This window comes from Zhongshania aquimaris, from assembly GCF_019312595.1.
Taxonomy (GTDB): Bacteria; Pseudomonadota; Gammaproteobacteria; order Pseudomonadales; family Spongiibacteraceae; genus Spongiibacter; species Spongiibacter aquimaris.
The window spans coordinates 259,488-279,671 of record NZ_JAHWDQ010000004.1; the positions used below are offsets into that span (position 1 = coordinate 259,488).

At 49.0% G+C, this 20,184-nt stretch carries 18 protein-coding genes; 5 read left to right on the forward strand and 13 right to left on the reverse strand.

Going from position 1 to position 20,184, the window contains the following annotated elements; translation table 11 throughout:
• Positions 1-5: 5 nt before the first annotated feature.
• Positions 6-293 carry an NAD(P) transhydrogenase subunit alpha part 2 gene (locus KXJ70_RS15570; protein ID WP_219044453.1) on the forward strand — a complete coding sequence of 96 codons (288 nt, stop codon included), beginning with the start codon at positions 6-8 and terminating at the stop codon, positions 291-293.
• Positions 293-1,666, forward strand: coding sequence for an NAD(P)(+) transhydrogenase (Re/Si-specific) subunit beta (locus KXJ70_RS15575; protein ID WP_219044454.1), 1,374 nt, complete (start codon positions 293-295; stop codon positions 1,664-1,666). Before KXJ70_RS15570 ends, KXJ70_RS15575 begins: the two co-directional genes overlap by 1 nt.
• A gap of 138 nt (positions 1,667-1,804) precedes the next feature.
• Here the strand turns inward: KXJ70_RS15575 and KXJ70_RS15580 are convergent, their stop codons facing one another.
• Genes KXJ70_RS15580 through bla form a run of 3 tightly spaced genes read right to left on the reverse strand, consistent with a single transcriptional unit; the run spans position 1,805 to position 5,108 of the window.
• Positions 1,805-2,716: a bile acid:sodium symporter family protein gene (locus tag KXJ70_RS15580; protein WP_219044455.1), complete on the reverse strand. Its 912-nt coding sequence runs from the start codon at positions 2,714-2,716 to the stop codon at positions 1,805-1,807.
• A gap of 33 nt (positions 2,717-2,749) precedes the next feature.
• The gene (locus KXJ70_RS15585; RefSeq protein ID WP_219044456.1) at positions 2,750-4,147 is read right to left on the reverse strand and encodes an FAD-binding oxidoreductase; all 1,398 of its coding nucleotides are present in this window, start codon (positions 4,145-4,147) and stop codon (positions 2,750-2,752) included.
• Between the two features lie 10 nt (positions 4,148-4,157).
• Complete coding sequence (gene bla / locus KXJ70_RS15590) at positions 4,158-5,108, reverse strand: subclass B3 metallo-beta-lactamase (RefSeq protein WP_219044457.1); 951 nt, start codon at positions 5,106-5,108, stop codon at positions 4,158-4,160.
• Between the two features lie 316 nt (positions 5,109-5,424).
• On the opposite strand from bla, the gene KXJ70_RS15595 reads away from it, so the two are divergent.
• Together KXJ70_RS15595 and KXJ70_RS15600 are read left to right on the forward strand one after the other, a co-directional pair.
• On the forward strand, positions 5,425-6,126 hold the full coding sequence (locus KXJ70_RS15595; RefSeq protein ID WP_219044458.1) for a FadR/GntR family transcriptional regulator: 702 nt from the start codon (positions 5,425-5,427) through the stop codon (positions 6,124-6,126).
• 123 nt (positions 6,127-6,249) lie between these two features.
• A complete protein-coding gene (locus KXJ70_RS15600; protein WP_219044459.1) occupies positions 6,250-7,182 on the forward strand; it encodes an SDR family oxidoreductase in 933 nt (310 codons plus the stop codon).
• A gap of 70 nt (positions 7,183-7,252) precedes the next feature.
• On the opposite strand, the gene KXJ70_RS15605 is transcribed toward KXJ70_RS15600, so the two are convergent.
• The 6 genes from KXJ70_RS15605 to KXJ70_RS15630 all read right to left on the reverse strand — a co-directional run bounded on the left by KXJ70_RS15605 (position 7,253) and on the right by KXJ70_RS15630 (position 13,486).
• Positions 7,253-7,687 (reverse strand): hypothetical protein, encoded by a 435-nt coding sequence (locus tag KXJ70_RS15605; protein WP_219044460.1) that lies wholly within the window; start codon positions 7,685-7,687, stop codon positions 7,253-7,255.
• A gap of 66 nt (positions 7,688-7,753) precedes the next feature.
• The gene (locus KXJ70_RS15610; protein WP_219044530.1) at positions 7,754-8,596 is read right to left on the reverse strand and encodes a lipoate--protein ligase family protein; all 843 of its coding nucleotides are present in this window, start codon (positions 8,594-8,596) and stop codon (positions 7,754-7,756) included.
• Entirely contained in the window at positions 8,553-9,962 is a 1,410-nt protein-coding gene (gene lpdA, locus KXJ70_RS15615) for a dihydrolipoyl dehydrogenase (RefSeq protein WP_219044461.1), read from the reverse strand. The genes KXJ70_RS15610 and lpdA overlap by 44 nt, the downstream gene beginning before the upstream one ends.
• Complete coding sequence (locus KXJ70_RS15620; protein WP_219044462.1) at positions 9,959-11,236, reverse strand: dihydrolipoamide acetyltransferase family protein; 1,278 nt, start codon at positions 11,234-11,236, stop codon at positions 9,959-9,961. The genes lpdA and KXJ70_RS15620 overlap by 4 nt, the downstream gene beginning before the upstream one ends.
• Positions 11,236-12,252, reverse strand: a complete 1,017-nt coding sequence (locus KXJ70_RS15625; RefSeq protein ID WP_219044463.1) for an alpha-ketoacid dehydrogenase subunit beta — start codon at positions 12,250-12,252, stop codon at positions 11,236-11,238. Before KXJ70_RS15625 ends, KXJ70_RS15620 begins: the two co-directional genes overlap by 1 nt.
• Before the next feature lies 1 nt (position 12,253).
• Positions 12,254-13,486 carry a thiamine pyrophosphate-dependent enzyme gene (locus KXJ70_RS15630; protein ID WP_369409801.1) on the reverse strand — a complete coding sequence of 411 codons (1,233 nt, stop codon included), beginning with the start codon at positions 13,484-13,486 and terminating at the stop codon, positions 12,254-12,256.
• Positions 13,487-13,680: 194 nt separating this feature from the next.
• On the opposite strand from KXJ70_RS15630, the gene KXJ70_RS15635 reads away from it, so the two are divergent.
• The gene (locus KXJ70_RS15635; RefSeq protein ID WP_219044465.1) at positions 13,681-14,169 is read left to right on the forward strand and encodes an Lrp/AsnC family transcriptional regulator; all 489 of its coding nucleotides are present in this window, start codon (positions 13,681-13,683) and stop codon (positions 14,167-14,169) included.
• A 114-nt stretch (positions 14,170-14,283) separates the two neighbouring features.
• Here KXJ70_RS15635 and KXJ70_RS15640 read toward each other — a convergent pair whose 3' ends face one another.
• From KXJ70_RS15640 to KXJ70_RS15655, 4 genes are all read right to left on the reverse strand, one after another.
• The gene (locus KXJ70_RS15640) at positions 14,284-14,544 is read right to left on the reverse strand and encodes a hypothetical protein (RefSeq protein ID WP_219044466.1); all 261 of its coding nucleotides are present in this window, start codon (positions 14,542-14,544) and stop codon (positions 14,284-14,286) included.
• 26 nt (positions 14,545-14,570) lie between these two features.
• A complete protein-coding gene (locus tag KXJ70_RS15645) occupies positions 14,571-16,712 on the reverse strand; it encodes a TonB-dependent receptor (protein ID WP_219044467.1) in 2,142 nt (713 codons plus the stop codon).
• 270 nt (positions 16,713-16,982) lie between these two features.
• Positions 16,983-18,149: an alpha-hydroxy acid oxidase gene (locus tag KXJ70_RS15650; RefSeq protein WP_219044468.1), complete on the reverse strand. Its 1,167-nt coding sequence runs from the start codon at positions 18,147-18,149 to the stop codon at positions 16,983-16,985.
• A 148-nt stretch (positions 18,150-18,297) separates the two neighbouring features.
• Positions 18,298-20,175 carry an alpha/beta hydrolase gene (locus KXJ70_RS15655; protein WP_219044469.1) on the reverse strand — a complete coding sequence of 626 codons (1,878 nt, stop codon included), beginning with the start codon at positions 20,173-20,175 and terminating at the stop codon, positions 18,298-18,300.
• Between the last annotated feature and the right edge of the window lie 9 nt (positions 20,176-20,184).

Here is a 20,184-nt window from a genome sequence, read left to right on the forward strand (position 1 = left end):
AGATGATGGAAATTGTATTTCTCGCTTTCATCTTAATGCTGTCTATATTTTTAGGCTTTGAGCTGATCAATAAAGTCCCTGCCACCCTGCACACACCACTGATGTCAGGTTCAAACGCGATCTCGGGTATTACCCTCGTCGGCGCACTGACCTCGGCCGGCGCTGAACACGCGGTACTGTCCACTATTCTTGGCACCATTGCGGTGACAATGGCCACCATTAACGTGATCGGCGGCTATATGGTAACTGACCGCATGCTGGCTATGTTCAAGAAAAAAGGGAGCGCTAAGTAATGGGTATCGAATTACTGGTTAACCTGTCCTATGTGGCAGCGGCCGTGCTGTTTATTTTTGGTCTTAAAATGCTGGGGTCACCAGCGACTGCGCGCAAAGGCAACCTGGTCTCTGCGCTGGGTATGTTTATCGCGGTTGTTATCACTCTGCTTGATCAAAGCATTATTGACTACAAATGGATTATCGCCGGTGTTGTAGTCGGCGGTCTCATTGGCGCCCTCGTTGCGCGCCGCGTCGAAATGACCGGCATGCCGGAAATGGTGGCGCTGTTCAATGGCTTTGGTGGTGTTGCCAGCTTGTTCGTGGGCTGGGCGGCACTTTACGGCTTTGAAGCAACGACCTTTGAACTGATCACCATCGTTCTGTCGATTCTGATCGGCGGCGTGACGTTCTCGGGCAGTATGGTTGCCTGGGGCAAGCTCAGCGAGCGTATCTCTGGTAAAGCAATGGTCTTTAGTGGTCAGCGTATTTTTAACATTTTGCTGATTATCGCCATCATCGCCGCGTCTGTGATGTTTACCATTAGCACGGGCCCCGCCACCTCCATATATCTGTATGTGGTGATTGGCCTGTCGTTGCTACTGGGTATCATGCTGGTTATCCCTATCGGCGGTGCCGATATGCCAGTGGTTATCTCTCTGCTAAACAGCTACTCAGGCTTAGCGGCCTGTGCGGCGGGTATCGCGATCAACAACATCATCCTGATCGTAGCCGGTGCACTGGTTGGTGCCAGCGGTATTATCCTGACGCAAATCATGTGTAAGGCAATGAACCGCTCGCTGAGCAATGTCTTGTTCAGCGGCTTCAGCGCCGTGTCTGCAGGTGGCGCGGCAGCGAAGATCGAAGGTGAAGCCAAGGCCATGACAGCTGAAGACGCCTACTACGTGCTCGAAGCGGCTGCCAGCGTTGTTATCGTGCCCGGTTACGGTATGGCGGTTGCCCAAGCTCAGCACGTGGTCAAAGAGCTACAAGAGTTACTGGAAAAGAATGGCGCCGAAGTAGTTTACGCTATTCACCCTGTTGCTGGCCGTATGCCAGGTCACATGAACGTTCTGCTTGCAGAAGCTGACGTGTCTTATGACCTGCTACTGGAAATGGATGCAATCAACCCGCGCATGGACACCTTCGACGTGGCGATTGTTATCGGCGCCAACGACGTGGTTAACCCTGCCGCTCGCGAGATGGAGGGCAGCCCGATTTACGGTATGCCGGTCATTAACGTCGACATGGCGCGCAATGTGTTTGTGATGAAGCGCTCAATGGCATCAGGCTTTGCCGGTATCGACAACCCGCTGTTCTTTAAAGAGAACACGCGGATGCTGTTCGGTGATGCGAAAGAAATGCTGGGTAATATTATTAAAGCGTTTAGCTAAGCACTTCGCTTAAGGCTAAACGAGAAACGGGCTCCTAGGAGCCCGTTTTTTATAGCTAAGATTTGCTAATCGTCATTAACGCCAGCGCTGAGTAAAGGCAACAGTCGGCTCAGTAAATCCCGAATCTGAACTTTATATCTAAGGCTTTTTTCCAGACTCCAACCAAATAGAAAAAGAAGCAAACAGTGACCCGGTTATGTTCAACCAAACGCTGAATATGGCACCAGGCAAAGCCACTGCGGGGGTGAATAGCTTCAATGCCAGGGCAGTCGCCAAACCGGAATTTTGCATCCCTACTTCGATTGCAATCGTGCGACTAACAACACGATCAAAACCAAGCAATCTAGGCCCCAAATAACCTAACGCCAGTCCGCTAACATTATGTAACAAGGTCGCCGCGCCCACCGTCAAAATAGCAATACCAAGACTGTCAGCATTTAAAGACACGACAATAGCGATAATCACAAGAATAATAGCTGTCGCTATTGGTGCCAAGTAAGCTTGAAGCGGGCGCAAATAATGACCAGCATAATGATTTAATAAAACGCCAAAGCTTACTGGGAGCAAGATAATCTGAACCAAGCTCATAATCATATCTTTGGCGGGAACAGGCACAGTCTCACCTAAAGCAACAGACATGATAAACGGCGTCATCAACACGCTCATTACGGTCGAGATTGCCGTCATTGATACTGATAATGCCACATTGCCCTTCGCCAGATACGCCATTACATTGGAAGAGGTTCCTCCAGCAACAGACCCCACTAGCACCAGGCCAGTAGTATATTCCTGGTCTAACTTCAGTAGTGCAGCTACCAATAGCGCCACAATGGGCATGACCGTAAACTGCAAAACAATGCCTAAAACCATCGCGCCTCGATAAGCCCGAATTTTAATAAAATCCTCGGGTTTTAACGTAATTCCCATGCAGCTCATAACCACAACTAACAGCGGCACAATTGCGTCTTTTAAAGGAGCAATTAATTCGGGGTTTAAATAACCTATAAGCGCAGCTATTGGCGCGAGAATAGGGAATAATATTAACAGCATAAATATCCCCAAACCGCGCCAGCAAATAGCATTCTATACATCAAATATTTTTCCTCTATTGAGGATGTTCAGAGGATCAAGCGCACGCTTAAGCACTTTCATCAAATCCAGCTCTTCGATACTGCGATTCTTAAGCAACCAACTTTTTTTCTCCGTCCCGATGCCATGTTCTGCAGAAATAGAACCCGCATATTTCTCCAGCGGTTTGTAAACTTGCTCGTCAGACTGCCCGTGTAAATCTTCGCCTGCCGAATTGGGTGTTATAAATAAATGGAGATTCCCGTCGCCCATATGGCCCATGATATAACACTTACTTTGCGGCCACAGCTTATCCAGGCCCTGTTTAACCGCCGCCACATAGTCCTCCATATACTTAATCGGTAAACTTACATCGTAAAGAAAAGTTGGCTGCGGCTTAACGATCGCGTCGAAATCTTCGCGAATATCCCACAACGCTCGGCGCTCTGACTCGGATTTAGGAATAATGGCATCAACAACCAGGCCAGCTTCCATGGCAGACTCCATCGCCGCAATAAAGCGTGGACCGTCACCTTCAGCGTCTGCACCAGCAGCTTCTAACAACACGTAGAAGGCGTAATCTCGCCCCATTGGAGCCCGATGCCAACCTGGCTCAGTCACTGCGTGAAAGTAATCTCCCCACATCACTTCGTATGCATTCAGCGCCGCACCTAGATCACCCTGCAAGCGGCTCAGCAATTTAGTCACTGAGGCGAAATCATCAACTGCCACCAAGCACGTATTGCGGCTGCGCGTCTGCTGCTGCAGTTTCAACGACACGCGAGTAACAATACCAAGCGTACCTTCAGTGCCGATAAATAATTGTTTTAAGTCATATCCCGCATTGTTTTTTAGCATGCGGTTCATCGATGACATGATTGTCCCGTCGGCAAGCACTACTTCCAAGCCAAGCACCTGATCACGCATCATGCCGTATCTAATAACATTGATGCCGCCCGCATTGGTAGCAACGTTTCCACCGATCGTGCAACTACCCCTTGCACCCAAATCTAATGGAAAATACAGACCCTGCTCACTCACAGCCTCTTGCAGATACTGCAAAGTCACGCCCGCCTCAACTATTACTGTAGAACCAACCGCATCAATCTCTTCAATTGAGTTCATCTTTTCCAGCGAGATAATGACATCTTGATTATTTACCGTAGTTCCTTCTACACAGCCGGTGAGCCCACCATGGGTGACAACAGTTTGACCAAACTGATGACATAATTTCATCGCTGCGCTGAGCTGTTCAGTATTATGTGGTTTTAATAGGGCTATGCCTTGCATTGGCGAACTGTCCCAGTAACTACTCGCCCTCTCCCGCAGGGCGTCACCGCTCAACACACAGTCTTTACCCAACAACAGCTCTAACTGGCTCAATAAATTTTCTGGCTGCTTTATATCAGTCATCGTACTCACCTTATTTTGATACTGCTTTAGACGCTGACAGGGCTCGCCATTCATCATCTAATTGTCGAAGAAATTTAAGCTCATCGTTCTGAATAAACATTGTCCATTCGTCAGGATCGACAAAGGGGTTTACCGCAGGGTTAGCCTTACGCTGCTCCAGCTTGCCAGACAAATTAAAGAAGAATGGGTGTTGCGCAAGATAGACGTCCGGAGACAAGGAGGCCAATACAGCAAAGGTCTTTTTATAGTCTTCTGCAATATTTGGGTAAAGCGGGTTATTAAGCAACTTCACACCGGCATTCACTGATGTACCGCCGAGAAAGGCCACCTTATAGTCTTTTTCTCCTTCTCGAATCGTGGTCGTCCAAGTCGTACAGCCTTTGGTGTGCCCTGGCGTATCGTAGGCATGAATAGTCACGTCACCCAGGGTAAAACTGTCACGATCTTTAATCACGCGGTCAATTGGCACTGGATCCCAATTCAAGCCCAAAAAAGACACCGCCGACGTATCTTTGCCGCTGGCAATTGATTCAGCATCAAGTCCGAGGGCAACTACTTTGGCAGCAGTTTGCTTTTGCATATTAGCCAAGCCGCCAACGTGGTCCCAATGGGCATGACTAGAAATAATGTATTTAATATCGCTGAGCTGGAAACCCAAAGATTCGATATTATGCTTGATGGCGTCAAACATCATCGGCGTGCCGGCATCCACCAACACCAGCCCTTCTCCAGTATTAATAACGAAAGAAGAAACAGTGGTAGAACCTATATAATAAATACCACCGATAATATGCACTGGATCCATTGGCTCACTCAATGCGTGTTCGAATCGCTCCTTAGGTGTGTTCTTAATCTTTTCTTTATACTTAGCGAGCAACACATCCGAAGGCAATTCAGCAAAACACGGTATTGCGAGAGCGAGCACTATCGCCGCGACGAATATTTGTTTGACTGTTTTCACTAGCAACTGCTCCTTTTTATATTCCAGCGGCAATGACCTCAAAGCCACCCGAAAACGTATCTAACTAAACTAAAGATAAACTCATGGCTTACATCCAGCTTCACAGCATTTATTATTTAGCATCTCTAAACATTGGCAATGACATAAACCGCACAGCTGTAATACAGGATTACAGTTATATCAAGAATAGTCAAATTAATATACCCTTTTAAAGCATAACCTGTACACAGGTTGACTTCCTGACACGCGAGGCTACCTAGCGCTTGGCAGCCTAAGATGCTATCTTCTTAAAACAAAGAATTATGATGACCCGCAAATGCCAGACTCAGATTTAAACCAAGCCACATCGCTATCCTCACAAGTAAGCCAATATCTCTGGGAGTACATTTCACGAGAAAAACTGCGCCCAGGGGATGACGTACTCAGCGAAATGCAAATCGGTCGGGATTTAGGCATTAGCCGAACCACGGTACGCGAGGCTTATCGCTCACTAGCCGCAGTAGGCATACTTGAGATAGGTAATGGTCGGCGGCCAAGATTGATGTCGATGAACTCAAGCGTGCTGGCGCAAGTATTCGGCTATGCCTTGCAAACTACGCAAATTAGCTACCGTCAGGTAATGGAAACTCGGCGCAGTATTGAAGTTCAAACCGCACAACTAGCGGCAATCCGGGCTACCGACGAACAAAAGCTATCACTAAAGTCACACATAGCGGCAATGCGCGACGCTATGGACGATCATCAGCGCCGGGTCTCTGCAGATCTTGCCTTGCACCAGGAGCTGGCCGAAGCGTCCCACAACCCCGTAAATCGACTATTGTTAGATGCGCTGCAAAACCCCTTGATGGAATCCTTACTAGTAGACCTTGGCAGTCAGCGCACCCTAAGCGATATTTCCCGCATCATTGATGCCCATGAAAATATTGTGAACCACATTTGTGATGGCGATGCAGTTGCAGCGGGCAATGCTATGTATAGTCATTTCGAATTATCGGCCAGCATCGGTTCGCCGACATAATCCGCGGGTCAATTAAAGTCGCGCTCTTTAAGCTTCCAGACCAATTATTCGTTTAGCTTTACCTGGAAACCCTTACACTCCCACTTAGCGCCCCAACCCTCCGTAATAATAAAGAGCACCATTATGACCGCAATTACGTTTTCAAAAAAAGCGACCGCCGAAGCCGTCACCGACGGCATGGATCTAAGCGGAAAGACTATTGTCATTACCGGTATTAACTCAGGGATTGGCTATGAAACGATGCGGGTGCTGGCACTGTGTGGTGCCCATATCATTGCCTGTGCTCGCAGTATTGAAAAAGCCCAACAAGCCTGCGACAGCATCGCGGGCAAGACTACGCCGGCGGTGTGTGAGCTGAGCGACATGGCATCGGTGAAACATTGCGCAGAGACTATTCAAGCGCTAAACACGCCCATCGATATCATTATCTGCAATGCAGGCATTATGGCGCTACCCAAGCTGCAGGTAAAAGATGGCCTGGAATTGCAGTTTTTAACCAATCACATGGGCCACTTCCTGCTCGTCTATTTACTGCAAGAACAGCTAAAAGCGGCCGACAAAGCTCGGGTCGTTATGCTATCGAGCGCCGGACATATGGCCGCGAGTAAACACGGCATCGACTTTGACAATCTCGACGGTAGCAAGCGCTATAATGCATGGCAATTTTATGGGCAGGCGAAGCTCGCCAATCTACTAACGGCGACTGCCTTTAATAGACGTCTTGTCGACGCTGGGGTCACAGCCAACGCAGTTCACCCTGGCGTGATTAACACCAATCTCGCCCGCGACGTTGGTGGCTTCATAGGCATGGCAATGAAAACTGCGCCAGTTAAGAAACTGCTCGATATCTCCATTGGCAAGTCCATACCACAAGGCGCCTCAACGAGTTGCTTTGTTGCCACCCACCCGTCACTTGACGGCATTGGCGGCCGCTATTTTTCCGATAATGCCGAGGCCAAGCCAAGCAAACTTGGCTGTGATGAAATACTGGCGGAGCAACTGTGGCGCTACTCAGTCGACTATCTCGCACCGTATATTGGCGCCCAGCAGTCCTAATCTGCAACTGATCGGTGCGCAGGCATGGATTCACGCCTGCAGCCAAGTTCTGAAAATATCTCGCTAAATTTTAGACCTTCACAAAAACCGGTTTTTGAAGGAAATAAAATGAAAGACAGGCAATAAAGCCTCCGGCGACTTGAATTGATGCAAAATTATTTGGCGAGAGACCAAGAGGGATGTATTCGATCGCCATAAAACCATAAAATGCACAGAAAGCCGTGTACAAATGGAATGCACCCACAAAAAAGAAAAGTGCTATCCACGACCAGAACTTCTTAGTAATTAATCCCACAGAAATACCAATCATCATTAACGCCACAAGAATGATCACTATTTTCTTATTCATAATTGAGGTTTCCACTGGCAGTGGAAAATAGTTAAAAAAACCAGGATCCGGTATCGGCGTGGTGAACAAAGCCGCCAAGCCCAAAATCAGAAATAGTATTGCGGTAGGTAATACATGTTTTTTATAAACCGAGTTATTCATATTATTAATGCTCATTCGTAAACGTAATTTTTAGCAAGTCACTTTCTAAACCTATTCTTCTCACCTTCGTCGCTAATTAAACTATGGCTGTTCTCCTAATGGCGTGTTGAAACTCTTGATAAAATAACTCCGCAGTAGCTCACCTATCTCCTCAACACCCTGATAGCGCTCGCCCATCAACTGCCTAACTGTCGTACAAGCACCAAGCTCAAATCGAGTTTGATCACCAATCAGTTCATAAAGTTGATTAATGCCACCAGTGGCCATATCCAAATCAAGATCAAGGAGTATGCAGGCGTGTGCTAGTACCGCTACATTTTCCGTCTGCTTGATAGGTTTACGCCGCTGCGCGGTTCCAACAATCTTCTGGCCGTCTACTTGTAAATTAAATCGACCATCACAAAATGACCCCGGAACATCACCCACTTCGGCGTTAATACCCAGCTGGCTAAAAAGTCCGATTAAAAATTTACAAAGCAGATCGTAACTTCCGTCTATACCCTCAGTGACAGGTGCGGGGTAGATCATCGAAAAGTTGAGGACACCAGGCCCTTGCGGCACGCAACTGCCACCCGTTCTACGAACATGCACTGGCCAATCTCTCGCCGCCAACTGAGCGCAGGCCGCGCTAAAATTAGTAGCACGCTGCTCTTTGGAGCTTGCAATGAGCGCTTGCTCACAACGCCACACCCGCATTACGGCTGTGGCGTTTTTCGCGCAGGCCGCAAAATATTCTTCATCACGAGCTAGGCCGAGCTCTGCCGGTACCGGCAATATCGCGTAATCGATATCCCAACTTAAGTCGTTCATACTGCCAATACCCCACCGCCACGATATGCCCGATTTAAGCGCGCTTACATTGAAAAATACCGCCTGCCATTTAGCAGTGAATACCGGCCCCAAGCGCCGCGATGGCTGCCTCAAAAGTGGCCTCGCCAAGCGTCGGATGCATGTGGATTGTGTGCGCCAGATCTTCCAAGCGAGCACCCATTTCCAGCGCCAGGACAAACTCGCCACTCAATTCCGAAATATACTTGCCAACCGCGTGAATACCGAGAATTTCGTGAGTATCTTTTCGCGCTGTAATCCTCACAAAGCCACCGGTCTTCGCCGCCCCCATAGCATGGGCCTTACCAATGGACTGCATAGAACATCGACTGACAATGACGTCGTAACCCAACGCCTCCGCCTCACTCGGACTTAAGCCGCAGGCAACAATTTCCGGCTCCGTGAAACACACCGCAGGAATTGCCACAGGATCAAAACTGCGCCGCTTACCCGCAATAATTTCAGCGACCATTTCACCCTGCGCGGACGCTTTGTGAGCCAACATCGGTTCACCAATAAGATCGCCAATTGCCCATACATTCTTAACGGCAGTTCGGCACATTTTATCCACGTTGACATTGGGACCGTTCATATCAAGACACATATTCTCGATACCCCAACCGCTGGTATTTGGGCGACGCCCCACTGTCACTAGCACTTTATCGACGAGTAAACTTTGCTGTTCTCCTGAGCCGTTAACGTAACGTAACTCAGTACCAGTTTGACTAGTTTCAGCGCCAACTACTTTTGAGTTTAGCTTCACGCCCACACCGTGATCCACTAACCAGTTATAAACTGGCTTGGTAAGCTCCTCATCATAAAGCGCCAACAACTTTTCCTGGCCCTCGACGATGGTCACTTTGCAGCCAAGCTTAGTTAAGGCGGTACCCATTTCAAGTCCGATATAACCACCACCGACAATAGCGATACTGTCGGGAACCGCATCCATGTTAAGCGCTTCGGCGGACGAGATAATGCTAGGACTAAATGGTAGCGCCGCTAATTCTGTGGCAACACTACCGGTCGCTAGAATGACGTGCTCAGAAGATATCGCTATCGACTCATCCGCTGTCTTTACGACGCAATTTTTCGCGTCATTAAATGACGCCCAGCCGGTAATCACATTCACCTTTGCGCGCTTTAGTAGCCCTTTCACACCACTATTAAGCTGGCTAACCACGCCATTTTTCCACTTTACCATCTGCGGAAAATCTAGGGTCGGCGTACTGTCGATCTTAATACCCATGGAATCCAAATCGCTGTTCGGCATCATTGATGCGTACTGGGACGCCGCATAGATCAACGCCTTTGACGGAATACAGCCGCGGTTAAGACACGTACCACCAAGATCCTGACCTTCAACCAAAATCGTTTTCAGACCAAGCTGACCGGCGCGAATTGCCGCAACATATCCACCCGGGCCACCACCGACAACAAGAACATCACACACTAGGGTTTTCACTGGCCTTCTCCCAATCCATCGATAAATAACATCGCAGGACACTCAAGTTTATTTTTTATGCACTGAATAAATTGAGTCGCTTCCCAGCCGTCAATAATTCGATGATCAAAAGAAGACGACAAATTCATTATCTGCCGCGGAACAAATGCGCCATTTTCCCATACTGGGCGGGTAGCCATTTTATTAACGCCAATAATCGCGACTTCAGGAGAATTAATAACCGGCGTGGTGACAATACCGCCCAAGGGACCGAGGCTTGAGATCGTAATGGTCGAGCCACTTAGCTCATCCCTGGTTGCCTTTCCGCTCCTCGCCTTTTCCGAGATACTCAAGATCTGCCCCGCCAAACCCCACAGATCGAGCATCTCCGCATGACGAATGACCGGCACCAGCAAGCCGGCATCGGTTTGCGCGGCCATACCGATATGGGCACCCGCATGCTGCTCCAGCACTTGCTCGACATCGTTGTAACGCGATGCCATTTGAGGAAATTCCTTAAGCGCCTGGACAAGCCCCTTCATAATGAATGGCAGCATAGTTAACTTGGGCTGATCCGGCTTACGACTTTGGTTTAGTTTTGCCCGAAGCTTCTCCAGCTCGGTCACATCAATTTCTTCAACGTAACTGTAGTGTGGAATACGCTGCATCGTATCCTGCAGAATTGAGCCAATTTTACGGCGTATTCCAGTTATTTTTTGCGTCGTTACCGTTGTATCAGGCTGCTTAACTTGCCCCCGTGAATGCGCCGCTCCTGGGCTACCAAAGTTGTCTAAGTCGGCGTGAACAACTCTTCCCTCAGGCCCAGTTCCACGCACCAGTTGAATATCGATATTCATATCTCGGGCGCGCTGCCGAACCGAGGGCGCAGCTAATATGCGTCGTTGTACGCCGCTAGATTCCACCACATCAACACGCGCAAACGGAGCTTCGGATTCTTCTATAGGCGGGGAGTCCGCTATCGGCTGAGAGGGTGTCGTTTCTAATGGTGGCTGCTCACCAGAGGCTGTACTGGCGTCGCTCTCGTCCTCAGCACCCTCGACATCGAAGGTAACCAGGAGTGAACCAACTGCCATGATGCTGCCAGCTTCGGGACCGATCGCGACAATCGTGCCATCAAACGGCGAGGGAATTTCGACCGCCGCCTTGTCCGTCAAAACGGAGCATATAATGTCATCTTCACTAACCGTATCGCCGGGCGAAACCATCCACTCCGAAATCTCAACCTCGGCAATACCTTCGCCCACATCGGGTAAATTAAACTTGATTGTAGTCACTATGCGGTCTCCAAAATTTCGCGCATGGCATCGATAACCCTGGCTGGCCCAGGAAAATAATCCCACTCTTGAGCGTGAGGGTACGGCGTGTCGTAACCTGCCACGCGCAGAATTGGCGCCTCAAGATGATAAAAACAATGCTCTTGAACAATTGTCGCAAGCTCAGCACCAAAGCCGCTGGTTTGCGTGGCCTCGTGTAGCACAATGCATCGCCCAGTCTTCTTCACCGACGCCACAATGGTCTCTTCATCTAGCGGCAACAGTGTTCGAAGGTCGATCACCTCGGCATTGATTCCACTCTCTTGCGCCGCCGCAATAGCCACGTGCACCATTGTTCCGTAGGCTAAAATAGTGAGCTCGCTACCTTCTAAGGCGACCGCAGCTTTACCAATAGGTACTCGATACAAACCCTCCGGAACTTCGCTCGCCGGATGCTTCGACCACGGCACAACAGGTCTATCGTGATGACCATCAAAGGGCCCGTTGTAGATCCGCTTAGGCTCAAAGAAAATTACCGGGTCGTCATCCTCAATTGATGAAATTAACAACCCTTTTGCGTCATAAGGGTTTGACGGCATTACGACCTTCAAGCCCGCCACGTGGGTAAACAAGGCTTCCGGACTTTGGCTGTGGGTTTGCCCTCCGTAGATACCGCCGCCGCAGGGCGTGCGAATAGTAATCGGGGCAAAAAATTCACCTGACGACCGATACCTGAGCCGAGCTGCCTCAGAGGCAATTTGGTCATACGCAGGAAGAATATAGTCGGCAAACTGAATCTCAGGAACCGGCCTAAGACCATAGGCTCCCATTCCCACTGCAGCGCCGATAATACCCAGCTCACTGATTGGCGCGTCGAATACACGATTTTTGCCGTACTTTTTTTGGAGCCCATCGGTTGCGCGAAATACGCCACCGAAATAACCCACGTCTTCGCCGAAGATAACCACGTTGTCGTCGTCGGCCATTTTCAGATCCAAGGCGTCACGAATCGCCTGCAACATATTCATCGTGGCCATCTTAAACTCCCAGTTTCTGACGCTGGCGTCTAAGATGCGCCGGCATATCTTTGTAAACATGATTAAACATTTCAGAAACGCTTGGCTTGCTTCCTTTACCCAATGTCCCAAACGATTCCGCTTGTTTTCCAGCCTCTTTTATTTCCAGCGTTAGCTCGTCAATTAACGCCTGATGTTTTTCTTCGCTCCAGATACCAAGCTGAATCATGTGATTTTTCAGACGCAGTATCGGATCCCCCAATGGCCATAAATCAAAGGAGTTATCGGGTCTGTATTTCGATGGATCGTCAGATGACGAATGAGCAGCAGCGCGATAGGTAACCCACTCAATAAGTGTCGGTCCCAAATTTTTTCTGGCGCGCTCGATCGCCCAGCTAGACGCTGCGTAAACCGCAAGAAAATCATTGCCGTCAACTCGCAGCGAGGCGATATTAAAACCGTGACCTCGGCAGGCGAAGTTAGCCTCAGCGCCGCCGGATATGCCGTGGAAAGAAGATATAGCCCATTGATTATTAACCACGTTGAGTACAGCGGGCGGCTGATAGACCGACGCGAATACCATCGCCGCATGAAAGTCACTTTCTGCCGATGCGCCATCGCCAATCCATCCCGACGCAATTCGATCGTCACCCTTGATAGCGGATGCCATCGCCCAACCCACGGACTGAATGAACTGAGTACCTAAATTCCCTGAGATAGAGAAAAAGCCGTAGTCTCGCTCCGAGTAGAAAAAGGGCAAAGACCGACCGCCCAGCTTATCTTTGGCGTTACTGAATATTTGGCACATCATGTCGACGATGGGGAAATCCTGAGCAATCAACAAGCCCTGCTGGCGATAAGTCGGAAAACACATATCCCCTTTTTCCAAGGCCATTTGATGCGCACAAGATACCGCCTCTTCACCGCGGCACTGAACGTAGATGGAGGTTTTACCCTGGCGCTGCGCCCTCATCATGCGCTCATCAAATAGTCGCGTTTTCTCCATCGCACGAAGACCGCGCACTAGAAATTCCGCATCGACATTTGGATTCCACGGGCCGACCGCCATTCCGCTGTCATCAAGCACACGAACCAGGCCGTAAGCCAAGTCACGCATTTCGGACGCCTTACACGAAGTGTCCGGCCGAACACTGTCTAATGGCGACGGAAGACTGAGGTAACTGAAGTTGGGCGTATCACCCGGGCGACTGCTCGGCTCGGGTACCTGAAAACCGCTTTTATAATTGATTTCCACATTCATTCCTTACATTTAGACCACTAGAATTAGATACATAATCTAGCATCAGCCCCGCTAGCGAGTCTCACCAAATAAATCTCCTAAAAGCTCCATATTTAGTTTTATTCACTACAATAAACGTAATAAAATTACACAAATAACCAAGACGAATATAAATCGTAGTTTTTGGAGCCAAGAGGTAATTTCCGCCAATGAACAGCCAGAACCTGGACAACATCGACCTCAGAATCCTGGAGGCGCTCCAAGAAGACGCCACCCTATCCAATATTGAGCTCGCCGAGCGCGTCTGCCTTTCGCCGACACCCTGTGCACGCCGAGTAAGAATATTGGAAGAAGGCGGCTACTTCCGTGGACGGGTCAGCCTCTTAAATCCGGAGAAAATTAATTTGCCGGTGAGCGTTTTTATCCAGGTCAACCTAAGCCACCAGGTGAAAAATGAACTAGAGGGGTTTGAAGGCCAAATTTCGGAATGGCCCGAAGTGATGGAGTGCTACCTCATCACAGGTGATTTTGATTACCTGCTCAGAGTCGTTGTTTCCGACCTAAACAGTTATCAACGATTTCTTGAAGACAAGCTCACCAGAGTAAAAGGAATCGACAATATTAAAAGCAGCTTTTCCTTAAAAGCAGTCCAATATCGTACCGCACTTCCCTTAGACCACTTGAAAAGTGAATCATAATTTTTTTAAAACTGAAGTTAAATTCTGAGTCAGTCTTAAGTGTAGTTCAGCAGCAATTTATTAGTCTTTAGAGCAAGCTGCAAACGCATATCCAAAAGACTGAAAATATACTATCTATTGCCAGGTACCCGCTTCATTGTGAGCAAGCGCTTCTTTACCAGCAAGGTGATAATTATTTTTTCGGAAGGAAGAAAATGGGAAATAGAAATACTGATCGGGTTTAATTTTTAAATCTGCTAAAAAGGATTCAAAACTGCAGCTTGAGTTTTGAACATAGCAATTCATAAGCGAGCTTAAACGCACTCTACTTTCTTCAAACTTAAATATGGCGACCGCTGCCGTTAAACAGTTGCCTGTTAACAGCAGGGTCGTCACTTAGTAATTAACTACTAGCAATATAATTAGAACGAATAGCTAGCTCTCAAACCAATATTTCTCGGCGCAGCCTTAACACCAATCGCTTGTTCAAACCCTATTGCTGAAAGCACGCTCTCACCTATATAAGAACTCCAATAATCTTCGTCGGTAATATTGTTGGCAAAAATACCCACACTTACATTGCCAATTATATAATCCGCCGACAAATTACCCACCACCGAAGCGTCGAGTTCAGGTGCGCGAGTGAAGCTTGGCGCCTCGGTTCCAGAAGCGTATTGTTTGCCGGTGTAAAATACACCGAGCATAGATTCCAAACGTCCAACCCCAATATCCTTGCTATATGCTGCGGTTAAATTTGCCGTCCACTCTGGTTGGAAGAGAAGCGCTTCATTGTTAAACGCTGCAAAAGTCCCCGTAGGATCATCGGTAATATCGGTGCTGATATAACTCAGGCCCGCGCCCAGCTGCCAGGATGAACTTAGCAGAATATTGAACTCACCCTCGACACCCCAGTTTTCCAAAGAGCCCTGGTTACGGTTTACTACGACCAGCTGGTTATTTTCATCTGGGACCAAGTCGTTGAGAATAATATCTTCATGCTCTACAAAAAAGACCGCCATATTCAGAGTAGCGCGCCCTTCCGCAAGAGTAGATTTAAAACCCAATTCAAAACTCTTCACTTCGTCGCCATCAAAGGTTTCGAATCCTGACGGCACTGCACCACCATTAAAGCCGCCCGCGCGAACCCCTTTGGCCACAGTAGCGTAAGTCATTAGATCGTCAGACCAATATTTTTTCAGGGATACCATTGGCGAAACAGGGCTCTCGTCCAGCTTGTAAGTGATTGCATTGCTGCGATCCAGTGTACCTGCCGAGCTACTCAGAGTGCCTTCTTGCTCAATTTTGTCATAGCGCAAGCCACCCGATAGCTCCCAGGATTCAGCAAAACTCCAGAAAGCATTTGCATAGACAGAGTAGGTCTTATCGTCAACATCACGGGTTGCGAAAGTGCTCATAGCTGCAGGTATCACATCAGTTCTGGCAGTGTCAGCATTGCTCTGCTCACTATAGAAAGCCGCATACATAAGGCGGAAATCGTCAGTAAACTGAGTTTCAAAGCGGATTTCACTTTGCAGGAAATCCTCATCGATATTACCGTTACCGCGGAGAATATCCGGGTTCACAAAGTCTCTATCTTGTGATTCAGTCAGATCGCGCTTGTCGTAGCCAAGCGTTAAAGCTAAGTCGGTACGCTCTGTCATTGGCGCATTGTATGTGCCGTTGATCCGTGTAATTTTTGCAAGGGATTCAGTTTGAAACGAGTTTCTGGAATCCCCGTCAAAGTTAGAGGCGTCGGTGTCGTTATTGGGAACTGGGGTGTATGCCACACCCGGGCCTTCATATTCACCATAGCTCGCATTAAAGCGGAGTACGCCGTCGTCACCAACAAACCATTTAAAGGCGCTTTTTATCGCGCTGGATTCGCGGGCATCCCAGCCACCACCAACGGTTAGATGCTTGAAAAAGCCATCAGATTCATCACGAGCCACCGCAACAGAACCAAGCAACTTGTCATCAATAATGGTGCCAGATACCCGAGCGCTTAGACCAACAGAGTCATCTGCCTCTGCCCATCGAGTGCTTACTTCACCACTCAGTTCCTCGGTGGGCTCTTTGCTAATAACGTTAATCGCACCGCCTAATGTGTTCTTACCAAATAGCGTGCCCTGCGGGCCACGAATAACTTCTACCTGGGCCGTGTCTAATAAATTGTTATTCACTGCCGAGGTGTATGGCACGTAAATACCATCCATAAAGAAGCCAACGCCGGGCTGAATTGGGGTCTGCAAGGTAATACCAATACCGCGAATTTGCACAAACGCACGACTATCGCCATCTGAGTTAATCCTAAGACCGGGAACAACATTGCCAATGTCAGCTACCGTATTCAGCCCCATTCCTTTCATCGAATCGGCATTAATCGCACTTACAGCGGAAGGAACGTCTTTAAGTGATTCTTCAGTTTTTCGAGCCGTCACAATTACTTCTTCGAGCACAACTTGAGTCGTGTTCTGCGCATGACTGACGGGTGCGGCAAAGCTCGCGCAAAGGCATCCGGCCGCGACTCCAGCCCGAAATAATTTGTTCGAAGGGTAGTAATTCATCTATTTAGCTCCTTACTTATCATTTTTTGATAGCGTAAATTTTAAGATCAACCTATTAAAACCTGTAAAACAGGTTATGTGTAAAGTAACGGAAAGTCAACATAATAGGTACAATTGCAGAGACACCTGTAATACAGCAATGGCACGCGGGACTACGAAGTATGAAGTTGACTGATGCGGCGTTCGCCCGCACTTAGGTCAATAAAGCGAATGTGGGGGCTAAATTCGGCAATACCTTTATAGGCCCAGACGTGATGACTCGCTCTGAAATCAACGCATTTTCATATTTAATTGGCTTATATGGTCAGAGCGTAACTCTGCAATCGAGGAACAACCCAGTAATGCGAGGTCCCGCTCGACTTCTGATTTGAGAATCTCAATCGCGCGTGCCACACCGGCTTGACCACCGGCCGCAAGACCGTAGAGATAGGGGCGCCCTATTGAGCATGCATTCGCTCCCATGGCCAGCGCTTTAACAATATGAGTCCCTCGACGAATGCCACCGTCCAGAATCAGCTCCAGCTTGTCACCGACCGCGTCCCGAATTGGCATCAGGGTATCGATAGGTGCCGGCACACCGTCCAGCTGGCGCCCACCATGATTAGACAGCATCGCCGCTGTAGCGCCGACCTCCACCGCTCGCCTTGCATCAGACACGGTAGTCATGCCCTTGATAACAAACGGACCATCCCACTGTTCAGCTAGCCACGCGACATCATCCCAGGTCACACTCCGATCAAACTGACTGTTCACATACTCAATCAGGCCCATAGCCCCCTGACCGAGTGCATCAACACGATGAACCACGTTGGCCAGTTTAAAATCCGGGTTAAGCGCCATATTAAGCAGCCACTCCCAACTTTTGGCGTAGCTGAAAAAATTATTTCGATTAATTTTAGGCGGCATGGTCATGCCGTAAACGGCATCTCTTTCGCGATTCCCTGCCAGCGCAGTATCAACCGTTAAACACAAGGCCTTGTAGCCAGATGCCTTGCAACGCTGCACAAATTCTTTTGTGAGCTCACGATCTTTCAAAATGTATATCTGAAACATTTTTGGACCGTCGGACGCCGCAGCGACGTCCTCAAGACTGGTCGTCGCCATCGTTGACAAGGTATAGAGTGTGCCCGCCTCCGCCGCCGCTTTTGAAACCCCTAGCTCCTTGTGATGGTGGAACAGCCGAGACATGCCCGTCGGCGACAGCAGAAATGGAAGCGTCAGCCCACAACCCAGAATATTCGTCGACAGATCAACATGACTAATATCGTTGAGATAGTTAGGCATCAACTGGTAGTCGTCAAAGGCCTCAGTATTGCGACGCAGCGTCCACTCGTCATCAGCACCACCATCTATGTAATGGAACATTGGGGACGGCAGTTTGCTGCGGGCACGAAGGCGAAGATCGCCAATATTATTGCAATTCTTCAAAGGGAGCATTTACAGATGTTTCCTCATAATTTCGCCTTCCTTTGCAACAATCGCATTTAGCGAAAGTGGGACGATATCCCAGCAGCTCAATAATATTGCTTTCCACGCTCAATATTGTCGCTTACACCTATATTCGCCATTAGACGCAGACATTACCTCAAACGTCAGTTCGCTCAAGCTCACGCGCACCTTCAGTGTAGCCATACTCAACGCCATAGGGCCTGCCGGTTGGCCAAAGCTGGGCGACAGTATTCCCAGTCATTCGCGGTAACACACTGGTATGCGTCTCGTTTTCAAAATCGATATACCTGATTTCTATTTCACCATTGCGCTGTAAAGACTTTGCGTAGTCCGGCGTGTGCTGAATGCCGGCAACACAATTAAAATAGTTATTGTGCTCAAATTCGCCAGTAACAAGCAGCATTTTCACCCCTTTTTTCCGGCGAACCGCCTCGATATTCTTATCACTCAACAAACAGGAATCACTGATTGCCAAGCCGGGGCTACTACAAATATACGACTGAAATGGTGAGTCTTCGGTGCCCGCTTCATAGGCGACATAGGTACCCCCGGCAGAATGTCCATGAATAGCGAGACGCCCCTCGTCGACACGAAATTCTGCTTTCAATGAGGGCAGCAATTCGTCACAAATCATGCGATGAAACTGATCTGCTTTCCCCAGGGAAAGGTGTGCCGATTTCCCACCGAGGGCGAATAGCGATTTAAATATTCGGCCCAAATCGTCGTCACCTGCGAGCACCTCATTCGGTGGTGAAAACTCTTCAAGTCGGCGCAGGCCGAAGGCAAAGTCACCCTCGCGCCTCGGCACACCCAGGCCGACAACAATTGCCTCCTCCAACTCTCCGGTAGTCGTCAAGATGGACACGGCTTCCGCAACCGTCGCAAAACTCAAGCTAGCATCAAGCGCTATTAGCACCGGATATGCTTTACTAGGTTCGTGTTGATATGACGCCGGTAGCGAAACCTGAACCGAAAAATCGCGCTCCATAATCGTCGACGCCAAGATGGAGCTGTCGGATTCATCGCTGCGACGCAGATGAAATAGTTTAAAGAATGGCCGCAGCATCGATATGCAATTGGAAACCACCGGCCTTGCGAAGGTCGGCATTTCATCGCCATAGGCTTTACCAGTATCCCAAACTGCACGTACGCCGTTCATCAAGGCCACAGACATTGCCGTTGCATGACCTGCACCGCTTATCCGACGATACTGGATGTCGAACTCTTCCGGCGCGACGGCACGAAGCGCCATATACAATTGCTCGGTATCGGTAATTCCGCAAAGACGATTAAATGCATTGTCGTATTCGTCTTCACCGAGGGAAAGGAATAGGGATTTCCCGGTCAGCAGCATTAGATCGCTTCGACTCATGCCCGCGAGTTGCTTACTTAAAGCGCCACCCGAAAGCGCCAGCCCCGGACTACCGCAGATAAAATGCTGTATGCCCGGCAGATTATTCAAAAGCGCGTACAAGGCGAATGTTCCGCCTGCGGAGTGGCCAAATAATGCAACGTCGTTCTCTTTGGTACGGTAGCCCTCGTGAATCAGTGGCAGGAGCTGTGCACTGACAAAGCGAAGCAGGCTGTCTGCCATACCCATTTTTCCCGGCACATCTGGCAAGGCCACTCCGGCGCGGTCGGCAATGTTTGTAAATATCTCACCGAAGGGATCATCGCGTTCCCAGTCTGTAACCGGCGGCGAAAACTCCCACAGTCGACGCCAGCCAAGCACCAACTCGTCAACACCATCAGGCATACCCAAGCCAACCACAATGCACGGCGCTAGCTCGCCGGTCCCGGCCATGCAGCGGATACTTTCAATTGCGGTTCCGAGAATGGCACTGGCGTCCAACACCAATAACACCGGGTATTTTTTGCGTTTCTTTTTTCCGTAACAGGACGGCACAGCTACACTGACTGTGTAGTCACGGCCCGTGTCCTTGCACCGCAAATCCCGACTGACTACTCCCGGTAATGACTTTGCAATCTGGTAAGTATTTTCAAACTGCCGCATCAAAGATAC

Bases quoted from the DNA above. Each gene is read 5' to 3' on its own strand.
- KXJ70_RS15570 (WP_219044453.1), top strand. From the start codon at position 6: ATGGAAATTGTATTTCTCGCTTTCATCTTAATGCTGTCTATATTTTTA.
- KXJ70_RS15575 (WP_219044454.1), top strand. From the start codon at position 293: ATGGGTATCGAATTACTGGTTAACCTGTCCTATGTGGCAGCGGCCGTG.
- KXJ70_RS15580 (WP_219044455.1), bottom strand. From the start codon at position 2,716: ATGCTGTTAATATTATTCCCTATTCTCGCGCCAATAGCTGCGCTTATA.
- KXJ70_RS15585 (WP_219044456.1), bottom strand. From the start codon at position 4,147: ATGACTGATATAAAGCAGCCAGAAAATTTATTGAGCCAGTTAGAGCTG.
- KXJ70_RS15595 (WP_219044458.1), top strand. From the start codon at position 5,425: ATGCCAGACTCAGATTTAAACCAAGCCACATCGCTATCCTCACAAGTA.
- KXJ70_RS15600 (WP_219044459.1), top strand. From the start codon at position 6,250: ATGACCGCAATTACGTTTTCAAAAAAAGCGACCGCCGAAGCCGTCACC.
- KXJ70_RS15605 (WP_219044460.1), bottom strand. From the start codon at position 7,687: ATGAGCATTAATAATATGAATAACTCGGTTTATAAAAAACATGTATTA.
- KXJ70_RS15625 (WP_219044463.1), bottom strand. From the start codon at position 12,252: ATGGCCACGATGAATATGTTGCAGGCGATTCGTGACGCCTTGGATCTG.
- KXJ70_RS15635 (WP_219044465.1), top strand. From the start codon at position 13,681: ATGAACAGCCAGAACCTGGACAACATCGACCTCAGAATCCTGGAGGCG.
- KXJ70_RS15645 (WP_219044467.1), bottom strand. From the start codon at position 16,712: ATGAATTACTACCCTTCGAACAAATTATTTCGGGCTGGAGTCGCGGCC.
- KXJ70_RS15650 (WP_219044468.1), bottom strand. From the start codon at position 18,149: ATGCTCCCTTTGAAGAATTGCAATAATATTGGCGATCTTCGCCTTCGT.
- KXJ70_RS15655 (WP_219044469.1), bottom strand. From the start codon at position 20,175: ATGCGGCAGTTTGAAAATACTTACCAGATTGCAAAGTCATTACCGGGA.